Below are 14,786 nucleotides of genomic sequence, written 5' to 3' on the forward strand. Positions count from 1 at the left end.
GTCGGCCCACACGTCGGAGGCAGGCGCTGCGGTCAGCCGCAGCAGCCTCCGCCGCAGCAACCGCCACCGCCGCCGCCGGGGCTGGTGCGGCCCGAGGCGGCCGAGGCTGACGCCGTACCGCCGACCGACACCGTCGAGAGCAGCTTGACGGTGTCGTCGTGCCCGGCGGGGCAGGCCGCGGGGTCGGACGACTCGGCCATCGGACGGCTCAGTTCAAAGGTGTCGCCGCAGGTCCGGCAGCGGTACTCGTAGCGAGGCATGCCGACAGATTATCGGTCGGGTGCGGAGATGGCACGGACTACCGCGGACGGTTGTGGAGCGCGCGCTGTGGTACCGCCTTGGTCACCGCGTCGCCTCGGCGTCGCCTCTGCGCTGGGTCACCGCTCCGGTGGCCTCCCTGGTGCGACGCCGCCGGTGCTGCTCGCGCTGTCGGCGCTGGGATCCAGCCTCAGGTGGCCGCGCCGGGGCAGCGACCGCTGGCGCTCCTCCTCGGCCGCCTGTTCCGGATGGCGCTGCCGCCAGTACGGGTTGTCGTGGGGTAGGGCCGATCCGACCCGGCCGTACATGCCGAAGAACATCAGCATCACGCCGACCACAAAGCTGAACAGCACGTTCTGGATGCGGAAGGCGAGGAAGTTGAAGCTGGTGTCCAGCAGGGCGAGGTTGACGAAGCCGCTGAGGATGAAGGCCACGCCGACGATCATGTTGACCGTCGAGGCGAAGTTCCCGCCGATCACCATTCCGACGAACAGCAGCAGCCCGATGCAGATCGACAGCACGCTCAGCGCGCCATTCGTGTTCAGCGCGGCGACCGTGTCGCCGCGGGTGTCGAAGAAGCCGACCTTGCCGATGAGCCCGAAGATCCCGAAAGCGACCAGTACCAGCCCCATCAGACCTGCGCCGACGCGGTAGAACTTGCTCAGGCGGTGGTCGACGGGCAGATGCTCGTCGAGGCTGAAGTGCCGCTTGGTCTCCGGGTGAAGTATGTGCGTTGCCATGTCCGCCCTCCTAGACGCTCGCGGAGGCCGCGTACGGGCTGTATCGCGGGGCGCCGCGCCGCGTACGTAACACAAGGATCCGCCTGCGCCCCGGACATCGCCAATGCTCGTGGCACCGGCCGGGGCGGATCCGGCACGGGCCGGGGCCTGGGGCGGCCTCACGGCCTTCGCCGTCCCCGGGATGGGGCCGTCCCGGGATAGGGCTGGTCCTGGGATGGGGCCGTCTGCGGAACGGGGCCGTCCGTGGGATGGGGCCGTCCCCGGAACGGGGCCGTCCGCGGAACGTACGGGCCTCAGGCCCCTGCGGTTCCCCGCTCCTCCCGGATCTGGCCGACCACCCGCGCCACCGTGCGCCGGACAGCCTCCGTCTCCGTCAGGAAGTGCCAGTAGTCGGGGTGGCGCCCCTCCAGCGTCACGATGGCGCGTTCGAGACGGGACACCGAATCGTCCAGCGGCCGCGCATGCCGGGGATCGGGCGTGTGGCGGCCCGCCATCGCCAGTCGCTGGGCGTCGCGGATCGCGAACCGGGTGCGCTCGATCTCCTGCTGCGGGTCCTTGGCCACCGCGTTGAGCCGCTGCAGCCGGTCCCCGGCGGCCGACACCGCCTCGTCCGTCGCGTTCAGCAGCGCCCGTACCGTGGAGAGGAGCGAGGTCGCGTCCGGCCAGCGCTGTGCGTCGCGCGCCTGCTGCGCCTCCCTCAGCTTCAGCTCGGCCTGCCGGACGTTCTCCTCGGCCTGCTCCGGCACCCGCTGCAGGTCCTGCCAGCACGCGGCCGTGAACCGGCGCCGCAGCTCGCTCAGCACCGGGTCGACCTGCCCTGCGCGGGTCGTCAGGGCCTGCGCGCGCGTCCGCAGCGAGACGAGCCGGCGGTCGATCTCGGCGGCCCGTTCCGGCAGCCGCTCGGCCTCGGCCCGCACGGCCTCCGCGTCGCGCGCCACTCGCTCGGCCCGCTGCAGGGTCTCCGGTACGCCGTGCCGCCCGGCGCCCTGGTTGAGTTTGGTCAGCTCCGGTCCGAGGACGGCCAGCCGGGCGGCGAGATCGTCGGCCGTCAGCCCCGATCCGCGTACCGCGTCGAGGGCGTTGCTGGCGGCGAGCAGTGACTGCCGCGCCCGCTCGACGGCCGGGGCGAGGCGCGCCAGCTGCGTCTCCGCCTTGTCGAGCAGCGGCCCGAGCCCCTCCGAGAAACGGTCGAGATCCTTCTTGACCTTGCCCAGCTCGTCCCTGGCCCGGGTCAGTTCGGTCCGGGCACGGGCCGCCACCGACGCCTCGAGATCGTCGCGGTCCAGGTCATGGGCGTCGACCGCGGTGATGTACTGCAGGCTGGCCTCGTCGATACGGCGGCCCAGCGCCTCGAAGTCGGACACCGCGCGCCGCGCCGCAGGCGAGTCGTCCACCGCGGTGATCGTCTCTATCGAGATCCGCAGATCGCGCTGGGCCGTGTCCAGCTCGTAGAACGCGGCCGCGGCGGCGTCCTTCGCGGCCTGCGCCTCGGCCCGCTGACTCTCCCCGCGCCCGCCGAACCACCGCCGCGTACCGCCACCGGCGAACGCGGTGGGGAGCACGGCCGCGAGCAGAGGGAGGGGCAGGAGGAGCAGGGTGGCCATGTCGCGGGCGGCGGCGCCGGGGCGAAGCGCCAAGCCCGGGCGGAGACGGAGATCGGGGCGGCGGAGACGCACGCGCGGAGTGCGCGGCACTGGTGTATACGGCTGTGGTGTGTACGGCTGCGAAGGTGTCGCCGTCACGTCCCTCTCCCGTGCTGTCATCCCGCCCTGCCCCGTGTCATTCTCCCACCCGTTAAGGACGAACACACGGGCCGGTTAGTTCGCGCTGCGCACGGTGACTTTGCCGTCCTCGGCGCGCGCGGACGCCACATTGAGCGCCCGAGCCTCGATACGGGCTCGAGCCTTGATACGGGTTTGAGCGTGGATACGGGTTTGAGCGTGGATACGGGTTTGAGCATGGATACGGGTTTGAGCGTGGATACGGGTTTGCAGGGCAGGGGCGCAGGCAAGGTAGGCTGTCGACTCGTCCCGGGCGCGTAGCTCAGCGGTAGAGCGCTGCCCTTACAAGGCAGATGTCGGCGGTTCGAAACCGTCCGCGCCCACCAGCGCAAAGACCCCCAGCCGATCAAGGCTGGGGGTCTTTGACATCCGGATCTGACATCAACGGCAACGGTCAGGAGCGGTTGAGCCGCCTCCTGAGCAGCCGATCCATGTGGCTGACTGCCTCACGCTGGGTGTCCTGGACGACGTGCGTGTAGATGTTCATGGTCACGGCAATCTGGCTGTGACCAAGGATCTCCATGACGACGCGGGGCGCGACACCGGCCGCGGTGAGCAGGGTCGCTGTGCCGTGCCGGGCGTCATGCAGCCGGATGACGCGAAGCCCGGCGTTGCTGGCGACTCGGGTGAACGAGCGGTAGACGTTGCGCGGCTCGATCGGCCGACCGGTGCGGGTGGTGAAGACGTAGTCCGTCTCCGTCCAGTGCTCCCCGGCACGCTCCCGCATGGCGGCCTGGCGCATTCGCTGCCAGCGGAGAGGGGCGATGCAAATGGCCGGCAGAGGCAGAGCCTGCTTACGGCGGCGTCCCTTCGGGTCGTCGTCGTAAGCCTCACCGCCGACGCGCTGCCGCTGCTTCCGAACCCGGATCACGCGCTTGTCCAGGTCCACGTCCTGCCAGCGAAGGCCGACGATCTCACCTCGGCGGAAGCCGAGCGCGATGGCGAGCATGAAGGCCGCGTACAGCGGGTCCTTCCGGGCTGCCGAGAGAAAGTCGAGCGTCTCGTCCAGGGACCAGGGCGAGAGGTCCCGCGACTCCACCTGAGGCGGCTCGACGAGCGTCACGACGTTGCGGGTGATCAGCTCTTCCCGGCAGGCGGCGGACAGGGCCGTACGCAGGACCTTGTGCGACTCCTTGGCGGTCGCGGCTGTGGTCTGGCGTTCAAGCCGGGCGAGGAAGCGGCGTACGTCGGCGACGCTTAGGGCCTCCAGCCGCTTACTGCCGAGCATCGGGATCAGGTAGCGCCGGACGTGCACCTCGTACTTCGCGTAGGTGGTCCGCTTCCGCCGGGGCTTGATCACGTTGTCCAACCAGTACGACAGCCACTCGGAGAGCCTTGCCGACCGGGTGGGCACCGGGACGCCGGAGGCGACCTTGTCGAGGAGTTCGCGCCGCTTGGCGTCGCACTCTTCCCAAGTCTTGCCGTAGGCGAACTTGCGGGCGCGGGTGCCGTCCGGCTGGAGCACGTAGACGGCGGCTTGGTAGCGGCCGTCCTTGCGCTTGGTGATGGTGCCTGCGCCGTTGGGGTTGCGCTTGCGCTGAGTGGCCATCAGGCGGCCTCCTCGATCTGGTCGAGGATGAAGTCCCGGACGGCGTCGGCGGGGATGCGGCGGGCACCATCGATCTTGATGGAGATCAGGCGGTGCGAGCGGATCAGGTCGTAGACCTTCGAGCGTCCGAGCTTGAGCCGCGCCATGACTTCCGGCACGGTCAGCAGCTCAGCGGTGGCGGTGGTCATGCTGCGGCTCCTTCCAGGGCGAGTTGGTCGCGTAGGGCTTCGCGGGCGGTTTCGCGGTTGAGCTGGATGTCGCGGGCGATGGTGGCGGCGAGGGCGGATTCGCCGGGGGTGTGGCCGTGTCCGGCGTACTGCCAGTCGGCGAGGACGAGGACGGTGTCCGGCTCGCGTTCGTCGAGGCCGAGGGCTTCGCGTTCTTGGGCTGCGCGGTAGTCGGCGCGGGCCTGGCGGAGTTCGCCGAGGGTGGTCGAGTAGCGGCGGGACTTGGAGCTGAAGTGGCCGCGGAAGCCGAGCATGTGAGCCCAGGCCCAGATACGCCGTTCCGGGTAGAGCGGGTCGAGCGTCTTGCATGCCTCGATGAGGCGCCGGGCGTGGTCGGGGACGCCGTGGCGGTCGAGTTCGGCGAGTTCGCCGATGCGACGGTCGAGGGTGCCGGTGTTCTCGGCTGCTTTGGTGGCGTACTTGGCGACGTAGGAGGCAACGGCCTGTTCGGTGATGTCGGAGCCGTCGCCGAAGGCTTTGACCGGGCGTACGTCGAGCTGGGTGCCCCAGCGGAAGGTGCGGGCGGGTTGGTCGTCGGCGGCCGGGACGGACACCGAGGTGTACGCGTGGCGAGCGGCGGCGCGGATGGCGTCGGTCAGCAGGTCGATGGTGGCCCAGGACGGGGGCGGGGTGTCGGGGCCGTCCGGGCCGTCGAGGCGGATGACGGCGTGGAAGTGGATCGCGCCGCGCTTTTGGAACTCGGCGACCTTGCCGTAGGAGAGGCGCAGGGCCTCTGCGAGGGCGCGTTGGGAAAGGCCGGCGCGGGCGGCAATCTCGCGGCGGAGCCGGTTGGTGAAGCGCTGCCAGAGCTGTCCGGCGTGGTTGTTGAACAGCACGGCCCCGGCGTAGTCGTACGTCGCCGGGTCGAGTGCCGTGCCGAGCGCCGGATCGTCCGGGGCGTGTCGGGCGCCGCAGCGGCAAGTGCCGCGGTCGGGCCGGTTGTGGACCGGGCCGAACGACGGGGCGGTGAGGGTGGCGAAGACCCGGGCGTGATCGCGGACTCTGGCCGGGATGTCGCGGCGGTCGTCTCCGGCCAGTCCGGCGCGGATCAGGTGGTACGTGTCGCCCGCGTAGGTCCAGGCGCAGGCCGGGCAGCGGGAGGCCCGGCGGTTGCCGCAGGCGACGCGGAGGCGTCCGCCTGGTTCGCCCTCGGTGCTGTAGTGGTGCAGGGGCTCGCCGGTCGTCTTGTCCTTGGCGAGCGTCCAGCCGGTGAGGTGAATGGGGTCGGCGCAACCGCCGGTGCGGCGGATCTGGTCTTGCCAGCGGTCGAAGCCCGGGGACCCGGCCACCCGGAGGAGGTCCCCCAGGGTGGTCGAGTCCAGGCCCGCGAAGGTCGCGGTGTCGGTCATGCGCTCACCTCGGCGGTCATGCCATCCAGTTCGCGGGCCGCTTCACCGGCAGCGACGGCGAGGGCGCGCAGCACGTCGGCAGAGCCCGGGGTGGCGATGAGCGCGATGTCGACGGGGCCGCCGCCGATCCGCAGGCTTACGAAGCAGCCTCCGCGGTCGGCGTTGGTGTCCGGGAAGGTGACGACGCGGGTGCGAGTGTCGGCGTTCAGGTGGGCAGTGATGGTGAGGTCGTTCATGCCCGGCCCCCGGTGAGAAAGACGACGCGGGCGGGCACGGTGCCGGTGCCGTGGCAGGCCGGGCAGCGCACGGTGATCGTCCGCAGGTGGCCGCGGTGGTCGCGGCCGCCGAGGGTGATCGCGGCGGTGGCGAAGCCGTCGCAGGCCGTGCAGATGCGGGACGTGGGGCGGGTGCGGTCGGCCATGATGGTGCTTCCTTCCGGATCTGTGGTTCGGACAGGGACGGCGCCCGGGCGGCGGAAACCTGGCAGTGGAGGCCGCCCGGGGGCCGGTCAGCGGCGCTTGGCCTCGGAGGCGAGCAGTGAGCGGACGACGAGCGCACACACGGCCACGGATGCGGCGGTGACGGCGACCGCGAGGAGCATGGAGACCAGAACGGCGCCGACGACCAGGACCACGGCCGTACCGCCGCCGACGACCGCGACCAGGGCGCCAGGGGTGAGCTGGACCGTGGGCCGGGACGGCGCAGGAGCGACCGGAACAGGCGCCGAGGCCGGGGTCTGCTGGACGACGGCAGTCGGCTTGACCAAGGTGGGCGGCGTGACCAGGCCGGTCGGCGTGGGGTTGGTCGGGATCTTCGGGCGGAGCATGGCGGTTCTCCCTTCCCGGGGGTGGGCTACTTGACGGCGGTGTCGATGACGGGGGCCAAGAGGCTGTCGGCGAGGAGGTAGCCGCCGAGGAGCAGCACCATCACGAGCCACCAGGGCGGGCGGATGAGCTTGACGCCGAGCCAGCCGACGACGATCAGGGCGAGCCAGAGCGGTACCTGCATGGCGGTGGCCTCCTCAGCGGACCTTGCAGCGGTGGGTGCGGGCGGCGAGCTGGGCGGCGGAGGACCTGGAGAAGTCGGCGGACCAGCCGCAGCGGTCAGCGGTGCAGACGGCGGCGTGTTTGGTCTGGCCGTGGCGGTTGCGGTGGGTGCCTATTTGCACGGGGCCGATCTGCATCACGGAGTGGAAGAAGTCGCGGGCGGGCATGGGCTGTTCTCCTCTCAGTCAGGTGAGCTGGGTGGCGATCTGTGCGGCCATGGGCGCCGGGACGCCGAGGCGGGCGCGCAAGGTGTCGGTGTCGATCGGGCTGCCGGTACGGCTCTCGTGGTCGGCGGCGACCTTGCGGGCGTGGTCGACCAGGGCGGCCGGGACCGGAACCATGGGAGTCGGGTCCGGGTCAGGCGCGGTCAGGGCCGGGGCCTCCTCGGCGGCGGGGACCGAGGTGGTCTCCCGTTCCGAGTCGGGGATGGACACAGGCTCGATGTCGGGTGCGGGGGCCGGGGCTGCAGGTGCCGGCGGAACCGGCACCCGGTCCCCTGCGGAGTGGGCGAGCAGCGTGCCGCCGAGGAAGGCAAGGGCGGGCCATCCGGCGACGCCGAACCGCAGCCAGGCCGGAGGGTGAGCGAGGTCGAGGAATCCGGCGGTGGCGACGTTGGCGCCGAGCGAGGCCACCAGGGCGATCAGGAACCAGCACCAGGCCAGCCGGGACGGGCCGTCGTTGCGCAGTCGTCGCCAGGCGGCGACCAACAGCAGGTCGACGCTGATCGGGTAAGCCCATGCCTTCCACCCGTCCTGTCCCGCGGCGGCGGCGAGATCGTGCAGGTGAGCGAAGGACAGAGCACCAGCGATGACGGCCTGGACGAGCACGGCGTCCACGCGGAGCGAGCGGGTCATGGCCATCTCCTGTTTTCGGCATGGAGCGGGTAGGGACCTGGCGCGAGACGGTCGCGCCGACCGGTGGAGCGAGGAGGGTCAGGCCGTGGCGGGCTCGGCCTTGGACAGCGGCGCGGGGGCCGGGATGACGCCTGCGATCGCGGGGCGGAAGGGCGCGAGTTCGGGCAGGTCCGGGGTGCGGTCGGCGTGCCGGTTGCAGATGTTCACGGCCTGCCGGAGCGTGGTGTGCGGGGCGCGGATACGGGCCCATCCGCCGGTGGAGTCACCGGCGACGGCGACGCCGCGAGCGTCGGCGGGGATCTGGATGGCGGCGAGGACGGCGTCCGGGGAGATGTCGCCGAAGGCCATGTTGGCTGAGGTTTCGTCGTTGACTCGGTGGGTGGTGCGGCCGGTGAGCTGGGCCCGCAGCATGGTGATGCCCTTGCCGAGTTCGGAGCCGAAGCGCTGTCCGCAGATCTCCAAGTAGATCCCGGCGGCGCGGCCGAGCTGGGCGAGGCGGACGAGGGCGGTGATGATCCGGTCGCGGCGCTTCTCCTCGTCCTTGGTGGCGAAGAGGGCGAGTTCGGCGACCTCGTCGACCAGGACGACGATCGGGGTCGGGCGGATGTCGTCGGGCAGGTCCCAGATGTCGGCGGCGATCTCCGCGTCCGGGACGCCCACGGTGATGCGCTGGTGGGCGCGGATGAGTTGGTAGACGTTCTCCATGTGCGCGACGAGCCCATCGAGGAGTTCGGCGGCGGTGTCGGGGTTGTCGGCCAGCGCGGAGAACCGGCGGGCCAACGGGAAGAGTTCAACGCCCTGCTTGCAGTCGATACCGACGAGGGCGACATCCATCGGGGCGAGCCCCGCGACCAGGTTCCGCTGGTAGACGGACTTGCCCGACTCGGTGGCGCCAAGCGTGAGCCCGTGCGGTATCGCCCGGTAATCGCGGTAGTGGACCGAGCCGTCCTCGCGCAGGGCGACCGGGACCCGCATCGAGGCGCGGTCGGTGTTGGCGGGCATCTGCACCCGCTTGAGCACGTCGTAGCCGGTCATGCGCAACTCGACGACGCCGGAGCGCAGTTCGCGGGAGGTGACGCCGTACATCCCGAACGAGTGGCGCAGTCGGTCAGTGGCGGCAGCGACGTCGAAGGCGTCCTGGCCGGGGCGGAGCTTGAGCCGTAAGACCAGGCCGGTACGAGTCGGGCGCATCCGCAGGATGCGAGGCGGGCGCGACTCGGGCGCCGGGCGGTTGGTCATCCGGGCGAGCGAGAGACGCCAGCGGGAGGGCGGGACCGTCAGCCCGCAGGCGTCCATGACCGAGGCGTACCGAACCAGGACCCGCAGCGCGGCGAAGGTGACCCCGAAGGTCATCCAGTACCAGGCGGGGCGCCGCCACCGCAGGATTCCCGCGGTGACGACGACCAGCAGCAGCGCGACCGTGGACCAGGTCATGGTCAGGCCGCCTTGGGCTTCGTGGCACCGGCGACGAGCGAGGTGACCGCGACGGCGCGGAAGGCGATGCCGTGCCGCTTCTGACCGTTGAACTCGTTCTCCCACGGCCGGGCGATCAGCCCGGTGATCGCGACCGGCGTGCCCATCGTCAGTTCGCCGGAGATGCCGGGCTCCGGGACGGTGACGGTCAGGATTTCGACCTCGCCGTTGGCCGCGAACATCACGTCCACGGTCGACAGCGGGGCGCCGGTCTCGGCGTCCATCGCGCGCTCGCCGGAGCGGCGGTCCTTGACCTTGGGCTGCGGGGGCTGGGCCACCATCACGGAGGCGGCGGAGGTGTCGACGGGGATCTGACGCATGAGTGCGCTCCTTGATTCGATCAACTTGACGTACTTAGTGCATCGACCTCTTCGAGGGTGCACTTGAAGTACTTAGTACGTCAAGTGCTTCTCGACTCTTGTCGTTCCGATGTGCTGCACTTAGTGCGACAACCACTGAGAGGGGCCATGGCCGATTTCACCGGGCGTGCGAAGTACTTGGAGATCGCCGACGACTTCAAGCGGCGAATCCGTGACGGGGAACTGCCCCCCGGTGAGAAGCTGCCGTCCGAGACGGAGCTGATGGCGGCGCACGGGGTCTCGCGAACCGTTGCCCGGCAGGCGATCTCACGACTCCGTGAGGACGGCTACGTGATCTCTCACCAGGGCAAGGGAAGCTTCGTCACTCTTCCCGGCGGGGACCGCCCGGTGAAGCACAGCCCGGAGTTCGAGCAGATCGCCGAGTACCTGTCGGAGGTTCGTCGGGACGTGCGTCGTCTCGCGGAGCGGATGGACCAGCTTGAACAACTGGTCCGGCAGCAGCCGCAAGATCGGTGACCATCATCTCGGCGCGGCTGGCAAGGTCGGCCAACTCATCGCCAAGCGCCTTGACTTCACTGAGCAGTTCCTTCACTTCGGCCGGGGTCAGCGCCATCGTGGCCCCTTCGTCGCGTGTTCGATCTGACAGTCCCTCGGGTTGTCAGCAACGCTAGGACCGGACCGCCGCAGTACCCCGGAAAATCCCTCCGGGGTCGCATGTAGAGACGGGGGGACGCTCTTCCCATGCGAGGAATGACGACGAACCTGACGATCGGCGAACGAGTCGCTTGGTACCGCCGCAGGCGTGGGATGTCCCAAGAGGTCCTGGCCGGACTCGTCGGCCGCACGGTCGACTGGCTGAGCAAAGCCGAGAACAACCGGCTGGAGCTGGACAGGCTCTCGGTCATTAAGTCTCTGGCTGACGCCCTGGACGTGACTCTTGGCGACCTGCTCGCCGAACCGACTCTCCTGGAGTGGACCGCCGACAGCGGTACCCGAACTGTGCCGGCGCTTCGCTCGGCCCTGATGAACTACCGACAGCTCACCCCGCTGTTGGGAGTCACCACCGAGGGCGAGCCGACCCCGCTGGGCGAGCTCCGCGGAAGCGTCGCCGAAGTCTGGGATGCCTATCAGGACTCGCGATACGGATTCGCGACCCGGCGTCTGCCGCTCCTGCTCGCGGATGCACTCATTGCCGCCCAGGCCTACGAAGGCCGGGAACGCGAGCAAGCCCACGAACTCATGGCGATGACCTACCAGGGCGCCGCAATGGTGCTGACCAAGCTTGGCGAAACCGACCTTGCTTGGATCGCCGCCGATCGGGGTTTGGCGGCAGCCCAGCAGTCCGGCGATCCTGTCGTGACCGGATCGCTCTTCCGGTCCGTGGCTCACTGCCTGCTGTCCAATGGCCGATTCGACGCCGCCGTGCAGCTCGTCGGCGACGCGGGAGAGTACCTCCGCCCTGGGCTAGACGACGCCAATCCCGAGTTCCTGTCGATCTATGGAACGCTGTTCCTCGCAGGATCTATGGCAGCGGCCCGAGCGGAGGACCGTTCCACGACTCAGACTTTCCTCGGAGAGGCCGACCGGGCAGCACGGCGACTCGGCATCGATGCCAACCACGTATGGACGGCCTTCGGTCCGACGAATGTCGCGATCCACCGGGTTGCCACCGCCGCCGAGCTGGGAGACATGCAAGTCGCCGTTGACCTCGGCCCGCAGATCGACACCAGCGGGCTCCCGACCGAGCGCCGGACACGACACAACCTCGAAGTCGCCCGAGCTCTCAGCGCCCACAACCGGATGGATGACGCGCTAGCGAAGATCCTCGAAGCGGAGAGCTGGGCCCCCGAGCAGGTGCGGAGCCACTACCTCGCGCGCGAGCTGGTGCTCACCTGGGTCCGGAACCAGCGCGGCCGACCGAGCCGCACTCTGGCGGACCTGGCCGACCGGCTGCGTGTCGTCTGAGCTGGGTACGCTCGGCTGCATGGCAGTGAACGCACAGGAAGCGAAGATGGCGCATCCGCGTATGGCCGCGGGTGCGCTTTTCGTTGATGCCGCCGGACGGGTCCTAATGGTGGAGCCCACCTACAAGAGCTACTGGGAGATCCCCGGCGGATACGTCGAGACCGGGGAGTCACCGCTGCACGCTGCCATCCGCGAGGTTCACGAGGAGCTAGGGATCACGCCGCCCCTTGGGCGCCTGCTGGCCGTCGACTGGGCCCCGAACGAGGCCGAGGGCGACAAGGTGCTGTACCTCTTCGACGGCGGCCAGCTCAGCCAGGATGACCTGGAAATGATCAGCTTGCAGCCTGACGAGCTGAGGAGCTTCGCCTTCCTCACGCCGGAGGAGATCACCGAGCGCACCATCCCACGGCTGGCCCGGCGCATCCTTGCGGCGGCAGAGGCCCGGAATGAGGCCGCCCCGGTGTACCTCGAGCACGGGCAAAAGCCTGGGAGCCGGGCTGCCTGATCGCAATGAGTACGAGCTGATCGCAGTGCGGTAAGACTTTCCCTACTTCATCAAGGCCCGCGCACGGCGCGGGCGCGCGCCGCCTCTGCGGCGCGGCCTGCCTCCTGTCTGCGCCCCGGCTGGCCGCGCCCGGCGGCGCGCTGCGTGCATGCGGGCGGAAGCGAGAACGTCATCCGCGGACCAAAGACATGCCTCCGGCGGGGGCGCTCAGACTCTGGGATGGGAGGGGCGCCGTGCGCGAGTGCCGGCCGGTTCGGGGCGAGCGTTGTGGGCTCCCATCCCGTCCGCCATCGACCCAGGCAGAGCCGAGCAGACGCGGCCCATGGCGTCCAGGTCGTTCGTACAGTGGCGCGCTCCACCTGGACGCCATGAACCACGCCCGCTCCACGGTGTGTGGGTCGACGGCGGACGGGATGGGAGCTGGGGTGAGTGGCGGGCTGGGCAGGGGTGAGTTCTCTGGCATCCACGGGCGCCATCAACCTCCCCGCATCAGCGCTCACAGGCACGCGGACCCTGCTCAGGTGGAGACAGGAGTGCGGGACAGGGCGGTACGCAGCGCGAAGGCGCCGAGCAGGCCGCCTGCCGTGAACCGCTGGGCGGTCATAGCGCGGGGCCGGGCGGCCAGAAATCCCGACACCCGTGCTGCGCCCAGCATGATCAGAGCGTTCACGGAGATCCCCACGATGATCTGCACACCACCGAGCTGGAGCAGTTGCCCCCAGGCCGGACCTGCCTGCGGGTCCAGGAACTGGGGCAGCAGGGCGGCATACATAAGAGCGATCTTGGGGTTGAGCAGGTTGGTCAGCAGCCCCATCGAGAACAGGCGGGCGTCGGAGACCGGAGGCAGGTCGTCAGCCGGGGCGAAGGGCGAGCGGCCGCCGGGCTTGAGCATGCCCCAGGCGAGGTAGGCCAGGTAAACGGCCCCGGCAAGCTTGACCACCGTGAACGCCACCGGCACAGCGGCGAACAACGCGGACAGGCCCGCAGCCGCAGCCAACAGGTAGCACACGAATCCCACGGCGGTCCCACTGAGACTGACCAGGCCCGCCCGGCGGCCTTGGGTGATCGCGCGGGAGGCGAGGTGGATCATGTTCGGTCCTGGAGTCAGGGCCATGCCCAGTTCGACCAGGGCCACCCCTCCGACTGCGGTCAGGGTGATCACCGGTCAACCTCCTGGTCGCTCATCGGGCACCTGATACGGAACGGGTAGCCCGGTTGCAACGGACGGCTACGACGCATCAGCCGCGCCTGTCTCGCCTGCTGCACTCTACGGCCCTGCCGCTCAGCATCTTCATGCACCCCGGCCCAGTTCCTGGCCCGCCGACGACATCAAGTGCTGAGCCCGCACCTGAAGCGACGCCGGTAGCCTGGACGCTGACAACGCAGTCTGAGGCGGTCGAACCGAGCCGCAACGCCCGAGGGGCCAACCCCCGCCGGAGAGCGCGGCAGGCGGGCGTCCGTGTCCCCTGCGTGCCCGATGGAGCGGCACGGAGCGGGGAACCACGGGGAGTCTCGGTGAGCGTCCCGAGAACACGCAGGTCAGCGTCTTGCCTGGTCAGGGCGGGTGCGCGTACGCGATCTTCCAAGCTGGTGCTCTACGACGCCGCCAGGCCACTGCCCAAAGCCGTTCCGCCCGTGCAGTAGCCTTCCCGCGGAGGGGTGCCATGTCCGCGTGGATCATGTTGGGTTCCGGCTGCTTTTTCGTAGTGCTGGGCGTGTTGACCTTGAACGGCCGGGGAACTGCGGCGTATGCGCGGTCACCTAGGGCCGGTTGGGGTTGGATGGCGGTAGGTGGCGGCTTCGTCTTGGACGGAGGACCCAAACTCCTCGGCTTCTCTTCCGGTGCGGCGATGGTTCTTTCCACGCTGGCTCTGGGGCTCGTCGTGCTTGGTGCGGTGCTTCAGGTCCGGGGTGGAGCGTTCGCTAAGGCCCGTCGCGTTGGCGACGGCGACTAGACGGTGGTCAGCGACCGTGCGGTACAGCACAGAAGTACAGCAACCGTGGCGACCGCAGGCGACCTGTCCGAGCCGCTACCACCTCTGTGACCAGCCCGGCAGACCTCAGCAACCGCCCCGCCTGTAGTTCGCATCGAGGGGCGCACGCCACAGCACCCCCGCTCGGGCCGTCTCTGGGCCGTGCGGGGGTGCTCAACGGCGACCAACGCTGACAACCGTTGACGGCTCAGCCACAGGTCACAGCGTTGATCGGTTAGGCGACCGCAGGTCAGAGACCCGGTGCGTCACTTCTTCGGCTACTGATCAGACTTCAGCGGGGCTTGACCTGCCCATTGAGTGGTTGATTTTCGAATCAGACTCCGCCGACCTCGCGCGTCGATCAGCCATACACTCAAGCGGCAGGCCAGGAGCAAGGGGGACCATGGCGACGCGCAGTCAAGCTGAGCGAGACGCGACCACGGTGGAGATCGTCTATGCCATCGTCTCTGCGGTGTTCCGTGCTTGTGTGACGGGACTTCTCTTGGCAAGTCCGATCCTCTTTCTCGGCCTCCGTGGCCCCGCCATGAAGATCGTTGGCGGCATCGCCGTCGTCCTCGCTATCGGCGTGCTGCTGTGGCGACTGATCAGCGTCCTGTGGCGCTTCGACAATCAGCGACGTCACTGAGGGCAACGCCGGGGCGATGCGTCTCTTGACATCACCGGCTGACATCAACAGCGGCGAACACCAGCCAACCAGCGCAGCTCGCGGGAGACCTCGCAGTCAG

19 protein-coding genes and 1 tRNA gene are annotated in these 14,786 nt (G+C 69.6%); 5 read left to right on the forward strand and 15 right to left on the reverse strand.

Annotation, left to right across the window (positions count from 1 at the left end):
- Positions 1–32: 32 nt before the first annotated feature.
- The 3 genes from ABT009_RS23605 to ABT009_RS23615 all read right to left on the reverse strand — a co-directional run bounded on the left by ABT009_RS23605 (position 33) and on the right by ABT009_RS23615 (position 2,740).
- Positions 33–260 carry an FmdB family zinc ribbon protein gene (locus ABT009_RS23605; protein WP_351298206.1) on the reverse strand — a complete coding sequence of 76 codons (228 nt, stop codon included), beginning with the start codon at positions 258–260 and terminating at the stop codon, positions 33–35.
- 117 nt (positions 261–377) lie between these two features.
- On the reverse strand, positions 378–998 hold the full coding sequence (locus tag ABT009_RS23610; protein ID WP_351298208.1) for a DUF4383 domain-containing protein: 621 nt from the start codon (positions 996–998) through the stop codon (positions 378–380).
- A gap of 293 nt (positions 999–1,291) precedes the next feature.
- Positions 1,292–2,740 carry a hypothetical protein gene (locus tag ABT009_RS23615; protein WP_502989943.1) on the reverse strand — a complete coding sequence of 483 codons (1,449 nt, stop codon included), beginning with the start codon at positions 2,738–2,740 and terminating at the stop codon, positions 1,292–1,294.
- Positions 2,741–3,030: 290 nt separating this feature from the next.
- On the opposite strand from ABT009_RS23615, the gene ABT009_RS23620 reads away from it, so the two are divergent.
- A tRNA-Val gene (locus tag ABT009_RS23620) sits at positions 3,031–3,105 on the forward strand.
- Positions 3,106–3,173: 68 nt separating this feature from the next.
- Here the strand turns inward: ABT009_RS23620 and ABT009_RS23625 are convergent.
- The 11 genes from ABT009_RS23625 to ABT009_RS23675 all read right to left on the reverse strand — a co-directional run bounded on the left by ABT009_RS23625 (position 3,174) and on the right by ABT009_RS23675 (position 9,597).
- Positions 3,174–4,328: a tyrosine-type recombinase/integrase gene (locus ABT009_RS23625; RefSeq protein WP_351298211.1), complete on the reverse strand. Its 1,155-nt coding sequence runs from the start codon at positions 4,326–4,328 to the stop codon at positions 3,174–3,176.
- Positions 4,328–4,516, reverse strand: a complete 189-nt coding sequence (locus ABT009_RS23630) for a helix-turn-helix domain-containing protein (protein ID WP_351298214.1) — start codon at positions 4,514–4,516, stop codon at positions 4,328–4,330. Before ABT009_RS23630 ends, ABT009_RS23625 begins: the two co-directional genes overlap by 1 nt.
- A complete protein-coding gene (gene repSA / locus ABT009_RS23635) occupies positions 4,513–5,904 on the reverse strand; it encodes a replication initiator protein RepSA (protein ID WP_351298217.1) in 1,392 nt (463 codons plus the stop codon). The genes ABT009_RS23630 and repSA overlap by 4 nt, the downstream gene beginning before the upstream one ends.
- Positions 5,901–6,140: a hypothetical protein gene (locus tag ABT009_RS23640; RefSeq protein WP_351298219.1), complete on the reverse strand. Its 240-nt coding sequence runs from the start codon at positions 6,138–6,140 to the stop codon at positions 5,901–5,903. Before ABT009_RS23640 ends, repSA begins: the two co-directional genes overlap by 4 nt.
- Positions 6,137–6,325 carry a hypothetical protein gene (locus ABT009_RS23645; RefSeq protein WP_351298222.1) on the reverse strand — a complete coding sequence of 63 codons (189 nt, stop codon included), beginning with the start codon at positions 6,323–6,325 and terminating at the stop codon, positions 6,137–6,139. Before ABT009_RS23645 ends, ABT009_RS23640 begins: the two co-directional genes overlap by 4 nt.
- 87 nt (positions 6,326–6,412) lie before the next feature.
- Positions 6,413–6,730 carry a SpdD-like protein gene (locus ABT009_RS23650; RefSeq protein WP_351298225.1) on the reverse strand — a complete coding sequence of 106 codons (318 nt, stop codon included), beginning with the start codon at positions 6,728–6,730 and terminating at the stop codon, positions 6,413–6,415.
- Positions 6,731–6,756: 26 nt separating this feature from the next.
- The gene (locus ABT009_RS23655) at positions 6,757–6,912 is read right to left on the reverse strand and encodes a hypothetical protein (RefSeq protein WP_351298227.1); all 156 of its coding nucleotides are present in this window, start codon (positions 6,910–6,912) and stop codon (positions 6,757–6,759) included.
- Between the two features lie 13 nt (positions 6,913–6,925).
- Entirely contained in the window at positions 6,926–7,117 is a 192-nt protein-coding gene (locus ABT009_RS23660) for a mobile element transfer protein (protein WP_351298230.1), read from the reverse strand.
- Between the two features lie 18 nt (positions 7,118–7,135).
- Entirely contained in the window at positions 7,136–7,804 is a 669-nt protein-coding gene (locus ABT009_RS23665; protein ID WP_351298233.1) for a DUF2637 domain-containing protein, read from the reverse strand.
- A 78-nt stretch (positions 7,805–7,882) separates the two neighbouring features.
- Positions 7,883–9,238, reverse strand: a complete 1,356-nt coding sequence (locus ABT009_RS23670; protein ID WP_351298236.1) for an FtsK/SpoIIIE domain-containing protein — start codon at positions 9,236–9,238, stop codon at positions 7,883–7,885.
- Positions 9,239–9,240: 2 nt separating this feature from the next.
- Entirely contained in the window at positions 9,241–9,597 is a 357-nt protein-coding gene (locus ABT009_RS23675; protein ID WP_351298239.1) for an SCO3933 family regulatory protein, read from the reverse strand.
- Positions 9,598–9,744: 147 nt separating this feature from the next.
- Here ABT009_RS23675 and ABT009_RS23680 point away from each other — a divergent pair, with 147 nt between their 5' ends.
- The 3 genes from ABT009_RS23680 to ABT009_RS23690 all read left to right on the forward strand — a co-directional run bounded on the left by ABT009_RS23680 (position 9,745) and on the right by ABT009_RS23690 (position 12,067).
- The gene (locus tag ABT009_RS23680; protein ID WP_351298242.1) at positions 9,745–10,113 is read left to right on the forward strand and encodes a GntR family transcriptional regulator; all 369 of its coding nucleotides are present in this window, start codon (positions 9,745–9,747) and stop codon (positions 10,111–10,113) included.
- 234 nt (positions 10,114–10,347) lie between these two features.
- On the forward strand, positions 10,348–11,562 hold the full coding sequence (locus ABT009_RS23685) for a helix-turn-helix domain-containing protein (RefSeq protein ID WP_351298245.1): 1,215 nt from the start codon (positions 10,348–10,350) through the stop codon (positions 11,560–11,562).
- A gap of 19 nt (positions 11,563–11,581) precedes the next feature.
- On the forward strand, positions 11,582–12,067 hold the full coding sequence (locus ABT009_RS23690; RefSeq protein WP_351298248.1) for an NUDIX domain-containing protein: 486 nt from the start codon (positions 11,582–11,584) through the stop codon (positions 12,065–12,067).
- Positions 12,068–12,584: 517 nt separating this feature from the next.
- Here ABT009_RS23690 and ABT009_RS23695 read toward each other — a convergent pair.
- Positions 12,585–13,229 (reverse strand): LysE family translocator, encoded by a 645-nt coding sequence (locus ABT009_RS23695; protein ID WP_351298251.1) that lies wholly within the window; start codon positions 13,227–13,229, stop codon positions 12,585–12,587.
- 1,214 nt (positions 13,230–14,443) lie between these two features.
- Here ABT009_RS23695 and ABT009_RS23700 point away from each other — a divergent pair.
- Positions 14,444–14,686: a DUF6332 family protein gene (locus ABT009_RS23700; protein WP_351298254.1), complete on the forward strand. Its 243-nt coding sequence runs from the start codon at positions 14,444–14,446 to the stop codon at positions 14,684–14,686.
- Positions 14,687–14,786 lie beyond the last annotated feature (100 nt).

The sequence above is a fragment of the Streptomyces sp. NPDC002896 genome, from assembly GCF_040295225.1.
GTDB lineage: Bacteria > Actinomycetota > Actinomycetes > Streptomycetales > Streptomycetaceae > Streptomyces.

Excerpts from the sequence above, each read along its gene's own strand:
- ABT009_RS23640 (WP_351298219.1), bottom strand. The coding sequence starts at position 6,140 with ATGAACGACCTCACCATCACTGCCCACCTGAACGCCGACACTCGCACC.
- repSA (WP_351298217.1), bottom strand. The coding sequence starts at position 5,904 with ATGACCGACACCGCGACCTTCGCGGGCCTGGACTCGACCACCCTGGGG.
- ABT009_RS23630 (WP_351298214.1), bottom strand. The coding sequence starts at position 4,516 with ATGACCACCGCCACCGCTGAGCTGCTGACCGTGCCGGAAGTCATGGCG.
- ABT009_RS23605 (WP_351298206.1), bottom strand. The coding sequence starts at position 260 with ATGCCTCGCTACGAGTACCGCTGCCGGACCTGCGGCGACACCTTTGAA.
- ABT009_RS23700 (WP_351298254.1), top strand. The coding sequence starts at position 14,444 with ATGGCGACGCGCAGTCAAGCTGAGCGAGACGCGACCACGGTGGAGATC.
- ABT009_RS23650 (WP_351298225.1), bottom strand. The coding sequence starts at position 6,730 with ATGCTCCGCCCGAAGATCCCGACCAACCCCACGCCGACCGGCCTGGTC.
- ABT009_RS23660 (WP_351298230.1), bottom strand. The coding sequence starts at position 7,117 with ATGCCCGCCCGCGACTTCTTCCACTCCGTGATGCAGATCGGCCCCGTG.
- ABT009_RS23655 (WP_351298227.1), bottom strand. The coding sequence starts at position 6,912 with ATGCAGGTACCGCTCTGGCTCGCCCTGATCGTCGTCGGCTGGCTCGGC.
- ABT009_RS23690 (WP_351298248.1), top strand. The coding sequence starts at position 11,582 with ATGGCAGTGAACGCACAGGAAGCGAAGATGGCGCATCCGCGTATGGCC.
- ABT009_RS23670 (WP_351298236.1), bottom strand. The coding sequence starts at position 9,238 with ATGACCTGGTCCACGGTCGCGCTGCTGCTGGTCGTCGTCACCGCGGGA.
- ABT009_RS23685 (WP_351298245.1), top strand. The coding sequence starts at position 10,348 with ATGACGACGAACCTGACGATCGGCGAACGAGTCGCTTGGTACCGCCGC.
- ABT009_RS23680 (WP_351298242.1), top strand. The coding sequence starts at position 9,745 with ATGGCCGATTTCACCGGGCGTGCGAAGTACTTGGAGATCGCCGACGAC.
- ABT009_RS23610 (WP_351298208.1), bottom strand. The coding sequence starts at position 998 with ATGGCAACGCACATACTTCACCCGGAGACCAAGCGGCACTTCAGCCTC.
- ABT009_RS23665 (WP_351298233.1), bottom strand. The coding sequence starts at position 7,804 with ATGACCCGCTCGCTCCGCGTGGACGCCGTGCTCGTCCAGGCCGTCATC.
- ABT009_RS23645 (WP_351298222.1), bottom strand. The coding sequence starts at position 6,325 with ATGGCCGACCGCACCCGCCCCACGTCCCGCATCTGCACGGCCTGCGAC.
- ABT009_RS23625 (WP_351298211.1), bottom strand. The coding sequence starts at position 4,328 with ATGGCCACTCAGCGCAAGCGCAACCCCAACGGCGCAGGCACCATCACC.
- ABT009_RS23675 (WP_351298239.1), bottom strand. The coding sequence starts at position 9,597 with ATGCGTCAGATCCCCGTCGACACCTCCGCCGCCTCCGTGATGGTGGCC.